This is a genomic window from Alteromonas lipotrueiana (assembly GCF_019249245.1).
Classification (GTDB): domain Bacteria; phylum Pseudomonadota; class Gammaproteobacteria; order Enterobacterales; family Alteromonadaceae; genus Alteromonas; species Alteromonas lipotrueiana.
The window spans coordinates 118272-138220 of record NZ_JAESDK010000004.1 but is presented as its reverse complement, the minus strand read 5'-3'; the positions used below and the strand labels follow the sequence as shown (position 1 = coordinate 138220).

Below are 19949 nucleotides of genomic sequence, written 5' to 3'. Positions count from 1 at the left end.
AGAGGCTTTATTTAAACATTTAATCACACTTGCATTGCTTATACGTCAAAATGCAAAAGTATTCATTTCAATTGAAGGGTATATTTATCAAGTTATAACCTGATAATGCTATTGAGTAACTTTTCTGTCGCTGAAACCGAGGCATCACTCATACCCTGTGACTGAATAATCTGACGTACTTCACTAAGCGTTTTATTTCTTGGTTTTGTATCTTCTACCAAATTTACCAGTTGAGGGTGCAAATAGTATTGGCGACACACTGCCGGAGTATTTCCCAGCATTGCTGCAACGTGCGAAGTAAGTGTAGCGGGCCATGATCGACGTTTGTTTTGCTGAACAATTTCTTCAACTTCAGGCAACGAATACAATCCAAAGCGACTTGCCCCCCAGGTGCGAAAATCTTTGCACGAAAAATCTTCCCCCATATGGCTATGGATAAAGCTATTCACATCATCTGAGTCGATGTCATGCCATTGGCCTGCAGACTCTTCGTAACGAAATAGCGCATACCCCCTGGCTTCTGCACTTTGGGCAACTAATTCTGATAAAACCGGGTTATCTATTTCAATCTCACGTGGTTTATTGTGTTTTCCAATAAATGACAGTTGCGTGCGGCCATCTTGTGCAGTGACATGCTTTCTTCGAAGTGTGGTCAGACCGTGGGTGTTGTTTTGTTGAGTATATTGGCGGTTGCCGGCTCTTAAACCGGTATGATCTAAAAGAAGACATATTAAAGCCAATGTTTTCTCTTCTACCCATTTGTCTTGCTCGACTTGTTCCCAGCAATAAGCTCTAAAGTCAGGTAAGGCTAATCCGAATTCAGACAACCTTGAAAACTTTGCCGCTTGTTGACGTTCATGCCATTTATCGTGATAGATATACTGCTTGCGTCCTTTGGTATCATAGCCCGTGGCCTGCAAATCGGCCGAAGGCTCTTTGGCAATGTGTACTTGTGTCCATACCGGGGGGATACCTATATTAGCAAACCGCTTTAGTACCCTGTCAGACGTTATCTGGTTGCCCGTGGGATAAAAATATCGAAAACCTTTACCGGTTTTTACCCGCCGTATTTCAAGCTCCGCTGTACTCATTAATTTTACTTCCTGGTCGTTATTTTTTGCGAAGATTTTTAATTTCAAACACACTGTGTTCGAATCTTTTATGACAACCCTTGGTTCGCCAACGATTAAACTGCTTATTACCTTTAATAATGAAATACTTCTAAAAATTTTATCCGTATCATTAATTTCTATTAAAGTATTGGTCTCTTTCTTATCAGGGCTTTCTTAACCGTAATGCGGCGCGGGCAGATAGGTTGCAAAATGGTAGAGAAAATTTGCTTAGAACCTGCAATATCTACGTAATTAATGTTGAAAATAATTATCGGAATTCGTTGTAAGATGCATAATATAAGCGATATATACTTTTAATATCATATAGTTAAAATTTTGGGTATAACTTTTGTATCGTTTTTGGTATTAGCAATTAATCTTTTAACGCAGCCCTACAGACATAAGGCTGGCGTTATCTACGATTACAGCGGTGAAGAATATGCACGAAAGATCTAAAATTGATGAAATGCGTGAAGCCGTCTTTGCTTCTCAACATACTCAAATTGCGGCTGTGTTCGAATCGGTAGAAGATGCTCATGAGTCTGTTACCGAGCTCACTAGTAAAGGGAGTCTCGACGCAAAGCAAATAACCCTCATAGATCCACAGGACAGTGATTTTAGCGAAAAAATCGAAATCGATAGCCAGAAGTTGGGCAAGCATATGTGGTATTCACATTTGTGGCTTGGAGGAATTGGCCTGGTACTGGGTCTTGGTATGGCTTGGCTGTTGGTAAGTTTTGGACCGGCACTGACGCAAAATAACCCGCTCTTTACTTATATTGCGATGATAAGCCCAGGTATTTTTATCGGCTTATTTGTGGCGGGACTGATTAGCCTTCGTCCAGACCGAAGCGAAATTATTGATACGGTTCGTCATGCTATCCGTCGTAAGCATTACGCTGTTGTTGTTAACTTGCGAAAAAATCAGTCGCCAGCAAAAATCAGCGAATTACTTGGGCATCGAAGCCACAAAGTGGTAGAAGCGGTATTGTAGCTGCTGCTTTAAGTTGTATTCATATTCCCTTTTAAAGCGATTCTATTTTCAGCATTTTTAATAAATAAACAAGCCAGAACGCTAGTCGTTCTGGCTATTCTTGCTTACCCGTTACGCTTACCAGTTAATTTCTTTTTTATCGCGGAAAAATTTTCCGTTCGGGCCATCTTTTTCCTGCAATCCAAGCCAGATAGCCGTTTCGGCACCTTCTTCCGGGCTGCGAGGCGCATCTCGCCCGCCCATACGGGTATGAACCCAGCCAGGACACATACTATTAATCTGGATGTTTTTTCCTTTCTCAACGCTATTGGCCATATTTAAGGTCAATGCATTAAGGGCTGCTTTACTTATTGCATAAGCTAAAGGACCTTCCATGCCCTCATCAAACGAACCCCACCCTGAGGACATATTTATAATACGTCCATAGTCGCGCTCAATCATTCCCGGAAGTAACTGTTTTATCAGTGTAAACGCGCCATTCACGTGAACCTGCATCGAATGCTTTATTTTGCTGACTTCCAGGTTTTGCCATTCGTCGTCATCCATTACGCCCGCATTGTTAACCAACACATCAATTCGACCATAGACTGCTTCAGCTCTCACAATCGTGTCCATAACCTGCTGGTCATTAGACAAGTCCATCTCTATTACCTGAACGTCAGCGCCGACAATATCTTCTATCGCTTTCTCTCCGTCGTTTTCATCACGACACCCAAGCAATACTTTACAGCCTTCTTTAGCAAAACCACGTACAATTTCTAATCCAATACCGCGATTTCCTCCGGTAACAAACACTATGGGGGTCATAATATCTCCTGTTGAAGTTAATTAACCAACGCAGTTTTTTCAGATAACCGCGCGTGGCAGTGTCGATATATAAACATACAAGTGGGGAAAAGAACGCCCCAGATGATCGCTAATATGAGTAATGTTGAAATAATAGAGTTGGGAAAGCCAACCGCACCAAAACGTGCGCCTGCCCAATAACTTACCGGGCCAAAAATCGCGCCCAATAGCGCACAGATTACCAAATGGCTCTGTAAATAATTCAAACTGTGGCCCAGTGTTAAAGCAAATCCCGCCCACAAAGCTACTAGCCACAGTGGAATTGGAACACCATAAACCGGCGATTCGAACACAAAGACTCCGCCAAGGGTCAAAGCACTATCGATAAGCGTACCCAAAATGACTATCAAAACCATGCCTAACGCGTCTGTATAGGGTTTTCTGGTAAAAAAGAAAAAACCAACCAGTAAACCTACCATTATCCACCAATAGTCATACTGAGTGAAAATAGCCAGCACCCATATACACTGAAACCAGATGAAATTTATCAACTTATTTTGAGTAGCTCGTTTCATTGGCAAATATTCTGCATAGTAGATTAGATGAACAAATAATGTAGTTATCACGTTTTAGTTAACATTGTTACGCAAATAGTTTGGCTCGGTTCAGAAAAAGCCGCACATGATAAATTGATGGAGGGTATAGCCCGGTGAAGATGGTTAAGTATTACCTGTTAGGAATGTGTCTGGCTTTAGCGCTGGTGTTTTTCATTCCCGTTGTGGTGATTCAATTGTTGCTTATTTGGATTGCATTTTCATTAGGCACCGTAAGTTTTGCGTATATCTTTAACTATCCATCGTTATTTCGTAAACGAGAGGATGGCTCCATTCCTATCTATATACGGTGGTTGTTTATTCCGTTTCTTTTAGGTACCGGGGCGTACAACCATTTTGCTCGCAAATATGACAAGGTGCCGGCAATACAGAAAATTGATGATGATTTGTTTCTGGCTTGTCGTTTAGGCGGTAAAGATATAGAACAAATGAAGCAAGATGGCGTCACCGCGATTTTGGATGTTACCGCCGAATTTGATGGTCTTGACTGGACGGCTTATAAACTCGACCTGGCCTATCTGAACATTCCGGTATTAGATCATACCAGCCCCACTGAAGACCAGTTACATACCGCTATCAACTGGATTGATCAACAGATTCGCGGCAACAGAAAAGTGGTGGTGCACTGCGCGTTGGGACGAGGCCGGTCAGTTCTGACTATGGCGGCTTACTTACTGGCTCGCGACGACACCTTATCGGTAATCGATGCGCTCAATAAGATTCAATCTATTCGTTCGACTGCCCGGTTAAACAAGCGACAGTTAAAATCGTTAAGAAAAGTAAAGCAAGGCGGCCGCCTTAACCTTCGTCAATCTTTGGCGCTGATTGCAAACCCCGTGGCCGGCGGCGGTAAGTGGAAACAGGAAAAAAATGAGATTTTAGCTCAGTTGAATCCTTATTTTCAGGTAACCGTGCTTGAAACCACCAAAGATGTCTCGGGTACGGTATTAGCAGAACAAGCGATTAATAAAGGAAGTGACATTCTGGTTGCTTGTGGTGGCGACGGGACCATTACCGAGGTGGCGCACGCATGTATTAATTCGGATGTAATTTTGGGCATTATTCCGTTGGGTACGGCGAACGCCCTTAGCCATGCGGTACATGGTTACTATTCCAAGATTGTTCCTATAGGTCATGCATGTGAAGTTATTGTCGACGGTCGCACGATGACCATGGATACAGCTCGATGCAATGACAATCTTATGCTGATGGTCGCGGCTATCGGATTTGAAGAACAAATGATTTCGTCTGCCGACCGTTCTCAGAAAAATGAAGGTGGTCAGTTTGCTTACTTACGTGGCCTATGGCAGGCAATGAGTAAGAACGATATTGTTGAGCTTACTGTTTCGTTTGATAACGAAGAAGAACAGGTTATAAAAACGCCATCTTTTGTGGTTGCTAATGCGGCCCCGATCACCACCGCCCTGGCCCAGGGTGGCGATGAGCCAGACATGACAGATGGTAAACTTGATATCACCTGGCTTGAGCCTAGTGACGAAGCCGACGAGCATTTCTTTTCAATGGCCGAATTAGTGTTTTCAGATAAGCAAAGTAAACAACAGTCTACGCGTATTCGTCATCGTCAGGTGAAGACAATTCGTATTGACCAACCTCAGGACAGCCATTACGCCCTGGACGGTGAAATTTATCAAAGTGATAAACTGAACATTGAAATACAACCCGCTACGCTGAAGGTATTCTCTTATGCTTCAGTAATAAACGAAAAAGAGGAAAGCTGATCACCACCGGCTCTAATTCGGTATTGATAGCTATCTTGTGTATTAAGGGGAAAATATATCGTGTCCGCATATGACAAACTTGAAGACTGGATAAGCAAACAGAATCCGGGACAGGATGAATATTTACAGGCTATTCGGGAGATAGCGCGTGATGTGATAGATGTCTACGAGGCTAACGAAAGCTACAAAAAGTACGACGTTCTGCGCCGACTGTGCATGCCAGAGCGCATTATTCATTTTACGGTGACATGGTTAAACGACAACCAGGAGGTTGAAATTAATCAGGGCTGGCGCGTTCAGCATAGCGGCCTTATAGGCCCTTATAAAGGTGGCTTACGCTTTCACCCTACCGTAAATGAATCAATATTGAAGTTTTTAGCGTTTGAACAGTGCTTTAAGAATGCCCTCACCGGCATGCCTATTGGTGGTGCCAAAGGAGGCGCAGATTTTGACCCGCGCGGCCGTTCAGAAGCTGAGGTTATGCGCTTTTGTCAGGCATTTATGATTGAGTTACAACATCACATAGGCCCAAATACAGACGTACCTGCTGGCGATATTAATGTTGGGGCCCGTGAGATAGGTTTTTTGTACGGCGAGTATCGTGGCATTCATAACTTATTTAGCGGCACGCTAACGGGTAAAGGCTTGAGTTTTGGTGGAAGTCACGTACGTACCGAAGCAACGGGCTTCGGTTTAATTTATATGTTGAGAGCGGTACTGGCCCATCAGGGTAAAAAGATTAATGGCCTGGTTCTGGGTGTATCTGGGGCAGGTAATGTGGCGATGCATGCTGCGCTAAAAGGCATTCAATTAGGTGCAAAAGTGATCAGTTTGTCAAACAGCCGAGGATGCCTAGAATATCCTGAAGGTTTTCGTGAACAAGATATTGAATGGGCAATCGATAACAAGCCTGATCATAAGAATGTTCTTACCGCATTGCAAGACAAGATAGGGGGAACCTGGCACGATAACAAAACCCCTTGGCATCTCAAAATGGATGTTGCCCTACCCTGTGCCACGCAAAACGAACTTGATGAAACCGACGCTAAAGCACTGATGCAAAACGGGGTGAACTATGTGTTAGAAGGTGCAAACATGCCGTGCACTGACGAAGCGCGTCAACGCTTTGAAGATAATCAGATTGTATATGTCCCAGGCAAAGCTGCAAATGCTGGTGGGGTGGCTATTTCAGGGTTAGAAATGTCACAAAATGCAGGGTTTCAGCGTGATTCATTCGATCAAATAGATGAGTCATTGCAACAGATAATGCAAACCATTCACGATCAGATGATTGAAGATGGAACTAAGGATGGCAAAGTAAACTACGCTCGCGGTGCAAATATTGCCGGATTCAGGCGGCTTGCCGACGCTATGGTTGCTCAGGGTATTTAGTAAAAAATTGCATATTACGCTGTAATTACTACTTTACTTGCATTGGTATGTGCATCCGTTGGAAACACTTTATATTCTAATAGGCTGAAGTATATTACTTTTTTATAATTCAGCCTACTGGAATGAATATCGCATTAGCTCGTTACTTTATGTTGAGGAGCAGCGGATGAAAATTTTTGAAGAACTGAAAGAAGACCACGAAAAGCAGCGGTCGCTACTGAAAATTTTGGCAGAGACCAGCGGTGATACGCCCGCCCGTGCCGGATATTTTTCTGAACTTAAAGAACAACTCGAAAGCCACGCGGTGGCTGAAGAACGACATTTCTATGCCCCTCTGATGAAATTTGACAAGGCCATTGACCTTTCCCGACATGGTATTGCTGAACATCATGAAATTGATGAACTAATTGAAACTCTTCAGCAAACTGAAATGAGTTCTCCGGGATGGCTAACCCACCTAAAATCGCTCCAGGAAAAAGTAGAACACCATCTCGCCGACGAAGAACAGGAGTTCTTTAGTGTTGCCGAAGAGGTTTTTGACAATGGTGACCTTAAGAAGCTGGCCAGCGAATACCGGGAAGAAATGCAGAAAGAAATGGCAAAAAGATAGTCCCTTATATTTTATATGTGACAAAATACGCTTGTTATTAAGCATTGCTTATTAATACGCCCGCTTTAGTCATTCTGTATTATTCCAACGGGTTTAAAACTCTTTACAGACTATCGCTTAGTTTTTATATTTTATCGGTGATGCGTGTATGTTGGTACATCATCGTACTTTTCAAATAAAGTGAGCGGTAGTCAATGAAAATACGGTCCTACCAAAGAATTCTGGGAACCCGTTTCGGTACATGGTGGGAAGGCGTAAGCACCAGTTACTGGTTTATTCCGGTGTGTATGATGCTTATGTCTTTTTGTTTTTACTGGATAAGCGTTGCCAGTATTTCTTTTACCGGTATAGAGCATACAGTAAATAATTTTTTACCCAGTGTATCTCGTGATGGCGCTCACCAAATTCTTACCACCATTGCCTCTGCAATTATTACCGCCACCAGTATTGCATTCTCGATGACGATAGTTGCACTAACCATGGCGTCTTCGCAGTTTGGCCCCCGGCTTTTAAGAACCTTTATGTACGACCGGGGTACACAATTTGTACTTGGACTGCTGGTGTCGACTTTCCTGTATTGTTTATTCGCGCTGTACAAGGTTAGCGGTGCGACCCCTCAGCCCAGTACGTTGAGTCTACTTAGTGGTTTAGCTGTCGTGCTTGCGACCATCAATACTTTCGCTATCATTTATTTTATTCACCATATTGCCCGTTTTATACAAGCTGATGAAATTATTTATCGCTGCTATCGCGACTGTATTAACGACATAGAAACTCACCTTCCGCAACAGCGAGACAATGAGGAAGTCGCTGCTATATCAGGCCAATTGATAAAGGACTCGGTGTATCAGATTAAGCTACATTTTATGGAGCCTGGCTATGTTCAAACCATTAATGCCACAGAGTTACTACAAGCTGATGTTGAAGGATTAGAAGGTATAGATGTACATGTTCGACCTGGTGATTATGTTCTGCCTGATACCACTGTTATTACTATACATAGTCGTTACAATCACCCTGCTGAGCAACTGCATACTCTACTGGCGTTTATTGTATTAGGTTCTAGACGCACGCCGGTACAAGATCCTGAGTTTACTATTGGCCAACTGGTTGAGCTCGCCGTGCGGGCTTTATCGCCTGGTATTAATGACCCGATATCCGCTATTTCGTGCCTGGATAAACTGACAGCATGTTGTTTAACCATGAGCAAGCGCGATTTCCCAGCCGATTGTATCGTGCATAAACAAAATGAAGTATGGTTAAAGCGCAGGACATTTAGTTTGCAAAGTGTGATTGAAATGGCCTTTAACCAAATCAGGCAGGCCGGTCGTACTCATGTAGCGGTGGGGTTGCATATATTAAACTGTTTAAAACAGCTTAATGCTCATCTTCCCGACCATGCAAAGCTGTTAGCGATACAGCAGGCGCATGCAACCTATGAACTGGTAATGAGTACTTCGCAGTGTCAGGCAGACAAAGATGATCTGGAAATAGCGTTTACGCCATTTAGAAATTAATATTTTAGTTTATAGTAACGACGTATGGGAAAGCAGAAAAACAAGAACAGAGAAACGGGAAAAAGCGCAAAGCATCGTTATCAATATGCTTTGCGCGTATAAGATCTAGCGAGTAGCAATAATATATACAGCGTGAATGATACCTGGGATATAGCCAAGTAAAGTCAACACGACATTAATCCAGAACTGCGCACCAATCCCTACCTGTAAAAAAACACCTAGTGGTGGCAACAAAATAGAAAGTATTATTCTGATAATATCCATGACGTTCTCCTAGTTAATGTTTAAGTCACCATAGATATAGCAAAGACTTTGCCAATTAATGAATAGCCAGAATAAAAAGTAAGAACACGCGCAATATCCCGTACGCTGCAATATTAAGATACAACGCTACGCGAACACTTACGGAACACCCGCTGCAGAAGCGTTTAAAAAGATGTAGTTTTTATTGATAAATATCAGTAAGTTATAATTTGAAGCTTAGTTAACTTAGACATTCCATTTTGTCTATACCACCATGAAGGTAAATCGGGATAACGAGTCAACACAGCTGAAATACTTATAACGGGGGGTAAAAATTATTATCAGAGTAGCCGAATCCCTTCCTTAAAATCATTACAGGTGTGTAATACTGAAGTAGCGCACCACCTTGTATGTAACAACTACAACCCGAATCCATGTTATATGCCCAATAATGAATATATCTACTAAACAGCTCTAAGCTGCCGTTTTTATCTGCGCTATTTAACAAAAATAGTAGTGATAGCGTAACTAAGTGGACTATAACTCAACGGTTCAGGTCACCAGAAATACATCAACAAAGCATTAAATAGCAAAAAGCCGGCATTTAGCCGGCTCTTTAATATGGTGCGGAAAGCGGGACTTGAACCCGCACGAGCTATGCTCACCACCCCCTCAAGATGGCGTGTCTACCAATTCCACCACTTCCGCAAATTTTTAATCAGGCGTATTATCTTTATCTTCGGTGCTATCATTTACCGGAACATCGTTGTTGGCAGGAACATCATTGTTGGTAGAAGCATCGCTGTTGGCAGGTACATCACTATTTGAAGGTATGTCACTGCTTGATGGCATATCGTTTTCGACCGGCGCTGATTGTTCACTCATCGACGAATCAGCGGGTGTTCCAATTTCAGGGCCTGAACTCAAATCGCTCCATCCGTCTGTTGCTTTTTCACGATTTGCAGTCAGATTACCCAGAATAAGACTAATAAGAAAAAACAGTGTCGCTAATACGCCGGTAGTACGAGTCATGAAGTTACCAGAACCTGATGAGCCAAACATGGTATTTGAACCGCCCGAGCCAAAAGATGCGCCCATATCGGCACCCTTGCCCTGCTGAATAAGAACAAATCCAACCAGAACCAACGCAACTATCAGATACGCCACTAAAAGTACTTCGTAAACCATAACTTCCTCGTCAAATTGCCGCTTGGCAAATTGCAATAAAATCTTCTGTTTTGAGGCTTGCGCCCCCGATCAACCCGCCATCAATGTCGGGTTGGGCAAAAAGTTGAGACGCATTATCCGGTTTTACGCTACCGCCGTAAAGTACTCTGGTCTTTTCAGCCAAAGATTTATCGTTATCGGCTAATGTCTGGCGAATAAAGGCATGTACTTCCTGAGCCTGTTCCGGACTTGCTGTTTTTCCTGTGCCAATTGCCCAGATAGGCTCATAAGCAATAATACAACGACTTAGTTGTTCACTACTAAGCGTGTCGAAAACCGCGGCAAGTTGCTTACCAACAAACTCGTTTACCTTATTATCTTCGCGAACTTTCAGAGATTCGCCCACGCAAATAATTGGAATCAGGTTATTATCTAGCGCCTTAAGCGCTTTTTTAGCAACTAACTCATTGCTTTCGCCATGATTCTCACGGCGTTCAGAGTGGCCTACAATAACGTAAGAAGCACCTAACTCAGTCAGAATTTCGCCAGAAATATCACCCGTATGTGCGCCATTATCCTGATCACTGATATCCTGACCACCCACACTAAAACATTCAGCGACGAAAAATGACAGATACCCTACCGGGGGGCATACCACCACATCCAACCCATTAAACGGGCGGTCGTTAAGCGTGTTTACGAAACTTTCTACTAATGAACGTGAGCCGTTCATTTTCCAGTTTCCTGCAACCATTGGTGTTCTTTTTATCATCTGCTCAGACCTTACCCTGTCTTAAAAGCGGGCGAGATATTACCGAGTCCCGCCCTATTATACAAGTCAAAATATTGATTACCGGCCTAATTTCAATTAATTGGCCACTTTACGAACAACCTCAGCGATTTTTTCTGCCCAGTCTTTCGAATTTGCTTCATCTTCAGCTTCAACCATAACCCGTAATAAGGGTTCAGTGCCACTTTTACGTAGCAACACCCGGCCTGTTTTACCCAAAGCCTGTTCTGCCATTTGTGTAATATCATCAACGCGGGTGTCTTCAAGGGGGTTGGTGGCTCCAGCATCGTAACGAACATTAATCAATGTTTGCGGATACTTTACAAAACCACTGCTGATATCATGTAAGTTCATATTGGCCCGTAACATAGCGGTTATAACCTGTAGCCCTGCTACCATACCGTCACCTGTTGAAGCCAGGTTAAGATTAAGAATATGACCCGAACTTTCACCGCCAATCGCCCAGCCTTTTTGCTGAAGAAGCTCCATTACATAACGGTCGCCTACTTTGCTTCTTTCAAACGGAATACCTAATTCGGCCAAGGCATTTTCAAGGGCCAGATTAGTCATTAGTGTACCTACCACCCCGCCCCCATTCAGGCGACCGCTTTTCAGGGCATCGCGAGCGACAATGAACAAAATCTGGTCGCCATCAATCACATTGCCTAAATGGTCTACCATCATAATGCGATCGCCATCACCATCGAGAGCAAAACCTAAATCTGCTTTTTCTTCCAACACTTTATCGACAGTTGCCTTCATGCTGGTGGCGCCAACTTTGTCATTAATATTGAGACCATCTGGTTTAGTGCCAATCTCAATGACTTCAGCGCCAAGCTCACTTAATACGTTTGGAGCAATATGATAAGTAGCACCGTGCGCGCAATCGACGACGATTTTCAGACCCTTCAGGGATAATTCTGAAGGAAAAGCACCCTTACAAAATTCAATATAACGCCCTGCAGCATCGTTGATACGGGTGGCTTTACCCAGCTTATCAGATGCCACACATTCCATGGGCTGGTCCATCATTGCTTCAATGGCAAGCTCAATATCATCATCTAGCTTAAAACCATCTGCTGAGAAAAATTTGATGCCATTGTCGTAATAGGGATTGTGTGATGCACTGATTACAATACCTGCTTCAGAACGAAATGTTTTGGTCAGGTAAGCAATAGCAGGCGTTGGCATCGGCCCAAGTAAGCCAATATTGATGCCTGCGGCAGACAAGCCGGCTTCTAAGGCCGATTCAAGCATGTATCCGGAAATACGCGTATCTTTGCCAATTAATACTTTATTGGTTCCACGGCCGGCCAGTACTTTACCTGCCGCCCACCCTAATTTGGTCACAAATTGTGGATTAATTGTTTTAAGACCTACTTTGCCGCGAATACCATCAGTTCCAAAATACTTACGCTCTGTCACTATCAACTCCTGAATTATTTTTTACTGCTAAAAACTGATTAACGATGCGTACAATATCAACAGTTTCAGCTACATCATGAACCCGGATAATATCGGCATTAGCTTGCGCAGCAAGGGTCGCAAGGGCTAAGCTGCCCGCGAGACGTTCATCTATTTTATTGTTAAGCACATTGCCAACCATCGATTTACGGGACATCCCAACCAATACTGGAAAACCCAACGCCTGGATCGAAGACAATTCTGCCAGAAGCCTATAATTATGCGCCAGTGTCTTACCGAAACCAAAGCCTGGGTCGACAATAATGTTAGTTTTTTTAATACCTGCGTCTAAACAGGCATTTATTCGTGCCTGTAAAAAACCTCGCACCTCAGCCACTACGTCATTATAACCTGGCTTTATTTGCATCGTATCCGGACTTCCCTGCATATGCATTAAACACACCGGGACATCTGCTTCAGCAGCAGCCGTTAATGCGTGAGGCTGCTGTAATGCTCGTACATCATTTATCAGCGCTGCACCTGCAGCGGTGGCCGCTGTCATCACCGCCGCCTTACTGGTATCTACCGAAACGACCACATCAAACTTTTGTTTAATCGCTTCTATGACAGGAATGACCCGGGCCAGTTCTTCGCCTTCAGAAACTTCCGGAGCACCGGGTCGGGTTGACTCACCGCCTACATCAATAAAATCAGCCCCTTGTGAAATCATGATGCGGGCCTGGTCTACAGCTCGCGCCACGGTTGAATAGCGGCCCCCATCAGAAAACGAGTCAGGGGTGACATTTAAAATACCCATTACTTTGGAACAGGTGAAGTTTATTTCGGAAGTGTTAAATAGCATGGGGATATCTTTCTATCTAATGTTAAAGGCGAGATTAACCTACCAATACGAGCACATAGAAAAACGCCAGCACAAGGCTGGCGTTTTTTATTGCTTCAATGATTATCCTGGCAAATCGCCCGGCTTACCTACTGACGGTTTATCTATTCCGTCAGACGTAATCTCACCTTCACGAGCAGGCTTGCCGCCGCTGGGCTTATCACCCCCTGAAGGCGTCCGGTCGTCCCAGTCTGAGGGAGGGCGAACATCGCGACGATTCATAAGATCATCAATCTGCTTCGCATCAATGGTTTCGTACTTCATCAGTGCATCTTTCATCGAATGAAGTATATCGACATGCTCTTTAATAAGCTTCGCCGCACGATCATAGTTACTGTCGATGATGGCTTTAATTTCCGCATCAATAGCTCGGGCTGTGTCATCTGACATGCTCGACGCTTTAGACATAGATTTTCCTAAGAAAACTTCACCTTCATCTTCAGCGTAAAGCATAGGACCCATTTTGGTCGACAAACCCCACTGGGTAACCATTTTACGTGCTATCTCAGTTGCTCGCTCAATATCATTCGAGGCGCCTGTCGTGACTTTATCGTCACCATAAATAACCTGCTCAGCAATACGCCCACCGAATAAGCTTGAAATCATACTTTCTAAATGCTGCTTAGAATGACTGACCCGATCTTGTTCTGGAAGGTACATAGTAACACCTAACGCTCGTCCACGAGGTATGATAGATACTTTGTAAACTGGATCGTGCTCAGGAACTAATCGACCCACAATAGCATGACCCGCTTCATGATACGCCGTCATTGCCTTTTCGTCTTCCGACATAACCATCGATTTGCGCTCAGCGCCCATCATAATTTTGTCTTTGGCCTGATCAAATTCTTCCATGTTAACCAAACGCTTGTTTGAACGTGCCGCAAATAGTGCCGCTTCGTTAACCAGGTTGGCTAAATCAGCACCCGAGAATCCAGGGGTACCACGTGCAATCAGAGCTGGCTCAACATTATCGCCTAAAGGCACTTTGCGCATGTGCACTTTAAGAATCTGTTCACGACCACGTACATCTGGCAAGCCTACTATTACCTGACGGTCAAAGCGGCCAGGACGTAATAACGCAGGGTCAAGTACATCAGGACGGTTGGTCGCGGCAATAACAATAATGCCTTCGTGACCATCAAAACCATCCATTTCAACCAACATTTGGTTAAGGGTTTGCTCACGTTCATCATGACCACCACCTAAACCAGCTCCACGCTGACGGCCTACTGCATCAATTTCGTCGATGAAAATAATGCAAGGTGCAGACTTTTTAGCCTGTTCAAACATATCACGTACCCGTGATGCACCCACACCGACAAACATTTCAACAAAGTCAGAACCTGATATAGTGAAAAACGGTACTTTTGCTTCACCCGCTATCGCTTTGGCTAATAGTGTCTTACCTGTTCCCGGGGGGCCTACCATTAGTACGCCTTTAGGAATTTTACCGCCTAATTTTTGGAATTTTGACGGGTCGCGAAGAAAGTCTACAAGTTCAGACACATCTTCTTTGGCTTCATCACAACCGGCCACATCAGCAAAGGTGGTTTTGATCTGATCTTCACCCATCAATTTGGCTTTACTTTTACCAAAAGACATAGCACCGCGACCACCGCCGCCCTGCATCTGACGCATAAAGAAAATCCAGACGCCTATAAGCAGCAACATTGGGAACCACGAAATAAAGATCGACGTTAACAATGACGACTCTTCAGGAGGCTCGCCATATATTCTGACGTCTTTCGCGGCAAGGTCTGATATTAACTTGTCGTCAAAATAAGGAATATAGGTGACAAAGGTTTCGCCAGATCGTTTTGTTCCGCGAATTTCCCGTGACTCGCTATCAATGCGAACCTCACGGACATTGCCTTGATTAGCTTCTTTCAAAAAGGTGGTGTAATCGGTCTGTGCTCGTGTTGACTCACCAGGCGAAAAGCTCTGGAAAACCGACATCAGAACCACAGCGATAACCAACCATAAAATTAAATTCTTTGCCATATCGCTCAATGCTACTAACCTCTAAAAAAAACCGGGTAACACGCTGGGACCAACAACATTAGCACATATATACCGTGTTCACTGCTGCCAGTACCGGTTAAACCGGACGAAATCGTTCCTTTGTTTACTGTTATCTAGCGTACTACACTTTGTAGCCAGTCGCCACCAGATAGACTTCCCGCGAACGCGCCCGGGATGAATCGGGTTTTCGGGTTTTAACCGTCTTGAACGCGTCTTTCACTGATTTGAAAAAAACATCAAAACCTTCACCCTGGAATACTTTTATTATAAAACTGCCATTGGGCTTTAACACTTGATGACACATATCCAGAGCTAACTCACACAAGTACATTGACTGCGCTTGATCAGCAACGTTGTTGCCAGACATATTGGGCGCCATGTCAGACAATATAATATCTACGTGGTTATCGGCAATTCTGTTCAACAGTGCATTTAAAACTGCCTCTTCACGAAAATCGCCTTGTAAGAAGTCAACGCCCGCAATCGAATCCATCTCGAGTATGTCGCAAGCAATAACCTGTCCTTTCTCGCCCACAAGTTCACTAACACGCTGAGACCAGCTTCCTGGCGCTGCGCCTAAATCAACAACGGTCATGCCAGACTTTATAAGATCTTCTTTTTGCTGAATTTCATCCAGCTTAAATGCTGCTCGGGAACGCAGTCCCTGTTTTTGAGCTTTTTGCACATAATGATCATTAAAATGCTCAGTTAGCCACCGTTTACTACTGGCTGAGTGTTTCTTTTTTGTCATTAGATCACTTTGTCATTGGGATTGAGTCCAAGATGGCGTTAGAATACGTGTTTTCAAGATGCATATACTAATTAATTAAAGAAATTTAAGTGATGAAACTTTCGAATAAACAGAAACAATTTTTAAAAGGTCTGGCCCATTCTTTAAAACCCGTAGTGCAGCTTGGCGGCAACGGTTTAACAGAAGGCGTGGTTGCCGAGATTGACAACGCATTAAATCACCATGAACTTGTTAAAGTTAAGGTTCCTACCGATGACAGAGAAGAAAAAACGCTGATTATTGACGCAATCGTCCGCGAAACCGAAGCGGTGAAAGTTCAGGTAATCGGGCATGTGGTTATACTTTACCGCCCCACCGAAGAACGTAAAATTCAGTTGCCAAAACAATAACCCTTTCTAAGTTATAATTTTGTTGCCCCATGGTTATCTAATTATTAAATGCGTATTATCGTTTATTTAATTAAGCAGAAATAAATAGGATAACTATGGATGTAACATCTATCACCGCTATTGTTACCGGCGGTTGTTCAGGCTTGGGGCTGGCGACAGCTACCGCACTTCGTGAGGCGGGTGCCAGGGTTGCGCTGTTTGATTTAAATGAAGAAGCCGGTACCACGCGAGTGAATGACCTGGGTAGCGATGATACCCTTTTTTGTAAAGTAGATGTACGTGACGAAACTCAGGTAAAACAAGCGATCGATGAGGTAGTACAAAAGTTTGGTGATGTAAGGCTGTGTATCAACTGCGCAGGTATTGCACCGGCTTCTCGTATTTTAAACCGCGATGGCAAAGCCACACCGCTTGATGGCTTTCAAAGTGCTATCGATATTAATTTAGTGGGTACCTTTAACGTCGCGCGCCTTGTGGCCCAGACGATGGCAGCGCAACAGCCATTAGAGCAAACGGGTGAACGCGGACTGATCATCAATACTGCATCTATTGCCGGCTATGAAGGACAAATTGGTCAGTGTGCCTACGCGGCAAGTAAGGGTGGAATTATCTCTATGACCTTACCTATGGCACGTGACTTGTCAGCTTTGGGCATTCGGGTTAATACTATTGCGCCGGGAGTAATGGGCACCCCCATGCTATTAGGTATGCCAGAACACGTTCAGGATGCATTATCTGCCAATGTGCCGTTTCCTAAACGTTTGGGGCTTCCTGAAGAATTTGCGGCATTGGCCGTACACATGGCAACCAACAGTTACATGAATGGTGAAACTGTTCGTTTAGACGGTGCATTGCGTATGGCGCCGAAATAACTAAGTTTTTGAGCAGTAAGCAGCGCGTGTGCTGCTTACTTGTCTTCATAACTTACTCTTCTTCATTACTTACTCTTCTCCACCACTAACAATCAAAGCGATATTATATAATCGATTTACGGCATGATAATTAATGGTTTTCTTCGGATACCGGCCTTTGCTGTTCAACACGCCCGCTTCTTCACCCATCAATAGTTCAAGCGCGTCATCAACAGTTTTAACGGTATAAATATGAAACTGCCCACGCTTTACCGCATCTATTACACCACTGTTTAACACTAAATTTATGGTATTTGAATGTGGAATGACCACTCCCTGGTGTCCGGTTAATCCCCGATGCTGACACAGGTCAAAAAATCCCTCGATTTTCTCATTTACTCCACCTACGGCCTGTACTTCACCATACTGATTAATTGAACCTGTAATTGCCAGTCCCTGCTCTGCAGGCAGCTCGGTTAATGCTGAAATCAGTGCCACTAATTCGCCCAGTGATGCGCTGTCGCCATCAATATGACCATAGGATTGCTCTAATGCGATGTTTGCCGACAACGTTAATGGAAAATGCTGTGCATATTTATTGCCCAGATAACCGGTCAGCAACATTACACCTTTAGAATGAATGGGCTGGCCGAGTTCGACTTCCCGCTCAATATCGACCACGCCGTTAGCGCCTGCGTATACGGTCGACGTTATTCGCGCAGGAGTACCAAACGCGGTATCCCCTACCTCCAATACCGTTAGCCCGTTCACCTGCCCCACCGCTTTGCCGTGGGTTTCAATAAGAACATGCCCTTCTTTAATATCTTCCAGCAAGGTTTGACTGACCCGACCCGTACGTCGCTTTTTCGCCTGTAGCGCAGTCTCTATGTGCGTATTTTCAAGCTCTTTACTGTTTGCTTTAAAACAAAAATAAGCAGACTCGCTAACCAGTTCTAAAATTTCGGCGATGTGCGCTGATAGTTTTTCACGGTGTTCGGCCATACGTAGCGAATATTGAACCAGACGTACCATAGCTCCACTGCTAACGCGCTCTAAACCGCTGGCGTAAGCGTGCTGCCTTACCTTTCCTACAAAATCAAACAGGGTCTGACGAACCATACGAATTTCAGGGTCAAAATCGACCAATACGCGAAACAACTGGTCAAATTCATCGTCGTAATCTTGCAGTGTATAATACAAATCGCGTGAACCTAACAAAACCACTTTTACGTTCAGGCTCATAGGCTGCGGGTTCAATGTGATTGCGTTCACCATACCCACATCTTGTTGGGGTAAATCCATTTTCAGGGTGCCCGATCGAATGGCTAACTTAAGTGTTTCCCACACATACGGCTGCTCAACCAGCTGGTCTGCGTCCAAGAGCAAATAACCCCCATTGGCCCGGTGTAGGGCCCCGGGACGAATCATCCGGTAATTGGTAAATACACTGCCATGAATATTAGTGTATTCGATACGGCCAAATAGGTTCTGATAGGTTGGGTTAGGCTCGTAAATGATCGGTGCTTTCGAGTCAATATTGTGATTTACCAGAATATTAGGCAAATACATCTCTTCTAAATACTCACGCCGGTCAAGCTCATCGGGCTTGTCTTGTTTTGTTTCTTCTAACAGTAGCTCAACAATGGTGTCGATAAGGTGCGTGCGTAACTGGCGCAGGTATTTTAAAATAGCCAGATTGTCAGCGTAGCTGTGCTCCAGATTTTTAAGCAGCGGTCGGATACCGTTTTCGGCGGTCTCACGGTTAAGCTTACGAATTTTGTCAGAATTTTCACGCTGCCAGACCGGCAGTTTAATCAAACTCTCAGCCAGACGATTTTCAAGCTCATCAATAAGAGCGTAATAAAATGTTCGCTGTTTTTCGTCTAATGTCGCAAATTCCTGGTCTGTAATCGCCTGCCCGTTTTGCATCGGCGCAAATGAAATCGCTCCGTGTTTTTCATACATAGCCACATCATTGGCGTTGGCATAGCGCTCTACCGAATCAATAGCCTGGTCGTATCGAAGATCGTACTCGCGGGCTATGGCCGATTTTTGTCGCTGGTATCCCGGATTATCAAACGCAGCAGGAAAGGTAGCCAGCAAGTCATTCACCAGTGCTTGCATATCATGCTGGAATTTTTTAGCCCGCCCCGCGCCCAAACGCAACAATAACGGCTCACGTTCTTCTTCAAGATTCGCGATATAACACCAGTCATCAGGCGTTGCAGAGCTGACTGCTTCGCGCTTGAGATAATCATGTACTAAGGTAAAACGACCTGTCGCAGGCTCGCCCATTACATACAGATTATAACCCGTCGCCTGAATCGCCAAACCAAACGTTAATGCTTCCCGGGCACGTTCCTGCCCTATGAAAGTGGCATTAAGACAGGCATCGTCTTTGAGAGCCTGAGTAATTAGTCGTCGGTTCAGCTTTGGGGCCAGCTGCTCGGGTTCAAGCTTAAAAGACTGTACTGCGCGTTTCATAGTAATGTGTGTTGTTCCGCTTTTTAAGTAAGTGAAACGTGAAACGGGCACCGTGTCAATTGAGCATAGCGTCGTATTGTCTTAAAAAGACTAATATACAGATTCGGGGGGCTTCGCCTGAGCAAAAATGCAGCAATTTATTGTTATTGGTTTTGTAATATCGCTAATCCAGCGCCAAAC

The 19949-nt window shown here is 44.1% G+C and carries 18 protein-coding genes and 1 tRNA gene; 7 read left to right on the top strand and 12 right to left on the bottom strand.

Annotation, left to right across the window (positions count from 1 at the left end; translation table 11 throughout):
- Positions 1-92: 92 nt before the first annotated feature.
- Positions 93-1091 carry a DNA topoisomerase IB gene (locus tag JK130_RS04550; protein ID WP_218353032.1) on the bottom strand — a complete coding sequence of 333 codons (999 nt, stop codon included), beginning with the start codon at positions 1089-1091 and terminating at the stop codon, positions 93-95.
- 460 nt (positions 1092-1551) lie between these two features.
- Here JK130_RS04550 and JK130_RS04545 point away from each other — a divergent pair, with 460 nt between their 5' ends.
- Positions 1552-2106 carry a hypothetical protein gene (locus tag JK130_RS04545; protein WP_218353031.1) on the top strand — a complete coding sequence of 185 codons (555 nt, stop codon included), beginning with the start codon at positions 1552-1554 and terminating at the stop codon, positions 2104-2106.
- A gap of 117 nt (positions 2107-2223) precedes the next feature.
- Here the strand turns inward: JK130_RS04545 and JK130_RS04540 are convergent, their stop codons facing one another.
- A complete protein-coding gene (locus JK130_RS04540) occupies positions 2224-2913 on the bottom strand; it encodes an SDR family NAD(P)-dependent oxidoreductase (RefSeq protein WP_218353030.1) in 690 nt (229 codons plus the stop codon).
- Between the two features lie 17 nt (positions 2914-2930).
- Positions 2931-3467 (bottom strand): DUF2878 domain-containing protein, encoded by a 537-nt coding sequence (locus tag JK130_RS04535; RefSeq protein WP_218353029.1) that lies wholly within the window; start codon positions 3465-3467, stop codon positions 2931-2933.
- Positions 3468-3601: 134 nt separating this feature from the next.
- On the opposite strand from JK130_RS04535, the gene JK130_RS04530 reads away from it, so the two are divergent.
- From JK130_RS04530 to JK130_RS04515, 4 genes are all read left to right on the top strand, one after another.
- Positions 3602-5245, top strand: coding sequence for a diacylglycerol kinase family protein (locus JK130_RS04530; RefSeq protein ID WP_218353028.1), 1644 nt, complete (start codon positions 3602-3604; stop codon positions 5243-5245).
- Between the two features lie 60 nt (positions 5246-5305).
- Complete coding sequence (gene gdhA / locus JK130_RS04525) at positions 5306-6637, top strand: NADP-specific glutamate dehydrogenase (protein ID WP_218353027.1); 1332 nt, start codon at positions 5306-5308, stop codon at positions 6635-6637.
- A gap of 166 nt (positions 6638-6803) precedes the next feature.
- On the top strand, positions 6804-7247 hold the full coding sequence (locus JK130_RS04520; RefSeq protein ID WP_218353026.1) for a hemerythrin domain-containing protein: 444 nt from the start codon (positions 6804-6806) through the stop codon (positions 7245-7247).
- A 194-nt stretch (positions 7248-7441) separates the two neighbouring features.
- Positions 7442-8764 (top strand): DUF2254 domain-containing protein, encoded by a 1323-nt coding sequence (locus JK130_RS04515; RefSeq protein WP_218353025.1) that lies wholly within the window; start codon positions 7442-7444, stop codon positions 8762-8764.
- A 105-nt stretch (positions 8765-8869) separates the two neighbouring features.
- Here the strand turns inward: JK130_RS04515 and JK130_RS04510 are convergent, their stop codons facing one another.
- The 8 genes from JK130_RS04510 to rlmE all read right to left on the bottom strand — a co-directional run bounded on the left by JK130_RS04510 (position 8870) and on the right by rlmE (position 16045).
- Complete coding sequence (locus JK130_RS04510; protein ID WP_218353024.1) at positions 8870-9028, bottom strand: YqaE/Pmp3 family membrane protein; 159 nt, start codon at positions 9026-9028, stop codon at positions 8870-8872.
- Positions 9029-9629: 601 nt separating this feature from the next.
- Positions 9630-9715, bottom strand: a tRNA-Leu gene (locus tag JK130_RS04505).
- Between the two features lie 6 nt (positions 9716-9721).
- Positions 9722-10195 (bottom strand): preprotein translocase subunit SecG, encoded by a 474-nt coding sequence (secG, locus tag JK130_RS04500; RefSeq protein ID WP_218353023.1) that lies wholly within the window; start codon positions 10193-10195, stop codon positions 9722-9724.
- 10 nt (positions 10196-10205) lie between these two features.
- Positions 10206-10946, bottom strand: coding sequence for a triose-phosphate isomerase (gene tpiA / locus JK130_RS04495; RefSeq protein ID WP_218353022.1), 741 nt, complete (start codon positions 10944-10946; stop codon positions 10206-10208).
- 96 nt (positions 10947-11042) lie between these two features.
- Entirely contained in the window at positions 11043-12389 is a 1347-nt protein-coding gene (glmM, locus tag JK130_RS04490) for a phosphoglucosamine mutase (RefSeq protein ID WP_218353021.1), read from the bottom strand.
- A complete protein-coding gene (gene folP / locus JK130_RS04485) occupies positions 12376-13230 on the bottom strand; it encodes a dihydropteroate synthase (protein WP_218353020.1) in 855 nt (284 codons plus the stop codon). Before folP ends, glmM begins: the two co-directional genes overlap by 14 nt.
- Before the next feature lie 102 nt (positions 13231-13332).
- Entirely contained in the window at positions 13333-15282 is a 1950-nt protein-coding gene (gene ftsH, locus JK130_RS04480) for an ATP-dependent zinc metalloprotease FtsH (protein ID WP_218353019.1), read from the bottom strand.
- Positions 15283-15415: 133 nt separating this feature from the next.
- Positions 15416-16045: a 23S rRNA (uridine(2552)-2'-O)-methyltransferase RlmE gene (gene rlmE, locus JK130_RS04475; RefSeq protein ID WP_218353018.1), complete on the bottom strand. Its 630-nt coding sequence runs from the start codon at positions 16043-16045 to the stop codon at positions 15416-15418.
- 92 nt (positions 16046-16137) lie between these two features.
- Here rlmE and yhbY point away from each other — a divergent pair, with 92 nt between their 5' ends.
- Positions 16138-16434: a ribosome assembly RNA-binding protein YhbY gene (gene yhbY / locus JK130_RS04470; RefSeq protein WP_218353092.1), complete on the top strand. Its 297-nt coding sequence runs from the start codon at positions 16138-16140 to the stop codon at positions 16432-16434.
- Positions 16435-16529: 95 nt separating this feature from the next.
- Positions 16530-17306, top strand: coding sequence for an SDR family oxidoreductase (locus tag JK130_RS04465; protein WP_218353017.1), 777 nt, complete (start codon positions 16530-16532; stop codon positions 17304-17306).
- A 69-nt stretch (positions 17307-17375) separates the two neighbouring features.
- On the opposite strand, the gene JK130_RS04460 is transcribed toward JK130_RS04465, so the two are convergent.
- Entirely contained in the window at positions 17376-19769 is a 2394-nt protein-coding gene (locus tag JK130_RS04460; protein WP_218353016.1) for a Lon protease family protein, read from the bottom strand.
- Positions 19770-19949 lie beyond the last annotated feature (180 nt).

Bases quoted from the DNA above. Each gene is read 5' to 3' on its own strand.
- yhbY (WP_218353092.1), top strand. From the start codon at position 16,138: ATGAAACTTTCGAATAAACAGAAACAATTTTTAAAAGGTCTGGCCCAT.
- tpiA (WP_218353022.1), bottom strand. From the start codon at position 10,946: ATGATAAAAAGAACACCAATGGTTGCAGGAAACTGGAAAATGAACGGC.
- JK130_RS04545 (WP_218353031.1), top strand. From the start codon at position 1,552: ATGCACGAAAGATCTAAAATTGATGAAATGCGTGAAGCCGTCTTTGCT.
- JK130_RS04535 (WP_218353029.1), bottom strand. From the start codon at position 3,467: ATGAAACGAGCTACTCAAAATAAGTTGATAAATTTCATCTGGTTTCAG.
- JK130_RS04460 (WP_218353016.1), bottom strand. From the start codon at position 19,769: ATGAAACGCGCAGTACAGTCTTTTAAGCTTGAACCCGAGCAGCTGGCC.
- JK130_RS04465 (WP_218353017.1), top strand. From the start codon at position 16,530: ATGGATGTAACATCTATCACCGCTATTGTTACCGGCGGTTGTTCAGGC.
- JK130_RS04510 (WP_218353024.1), bottom strand. From the start codon at position 9,028: ATGGATATTATCAGAATAATACTTTCTATTTTGTTGCCACCACTAGGT.
- folP (WP_218353020.1), bottom strand. From the start codon at position 13,230: ATGCTATTTAACACTTCCGAAATAAACTTCACCTGTTCCAAAGTAATG.
- JK130_RS04520 (WP_218353026.1), top strand. From the start codon at position 6,804: ATGAAAATTTTTGAAGAACTGAAAGAAGACCACGAAAAGCAGCGGTCG.
- JK130_RS04550 (WP_218353032.1), bottom strand. From the start codon at position 1,091: ATGAGTACAGCGGAGCTTGAAATACGGCGGGTAAAAACCGGTAAAGGT.
- JK130_RS04515 (WP_218353025.1), top strand. From the start codon at position 7,442: ATGAAAATACGGTCCTACCAAAGAATTCTGGGAACCCGTTTCGGTACA.
- secG (WP_218353023.1), bottom strand. From the start codon at position 10,195: ATGGTTTACGAAGTACTTTTAGTGGCGTATCTGATAGTTGCGTTGGTT.
- rlmE (WP_218353018.1), bottom strand. From the start codon at position 16,045: ATGACAAAAAAGAAACACTCAGCCAGTAGTAAACGGTGGCTAACTGAG.
- JK130_RS04540 (WP_218353030.1), bottom strand. From the start codon at position 2,913: ATGACCCCCATAGTGTTTGTTACCGGAGGAAATCGCGGTATTGGATTA.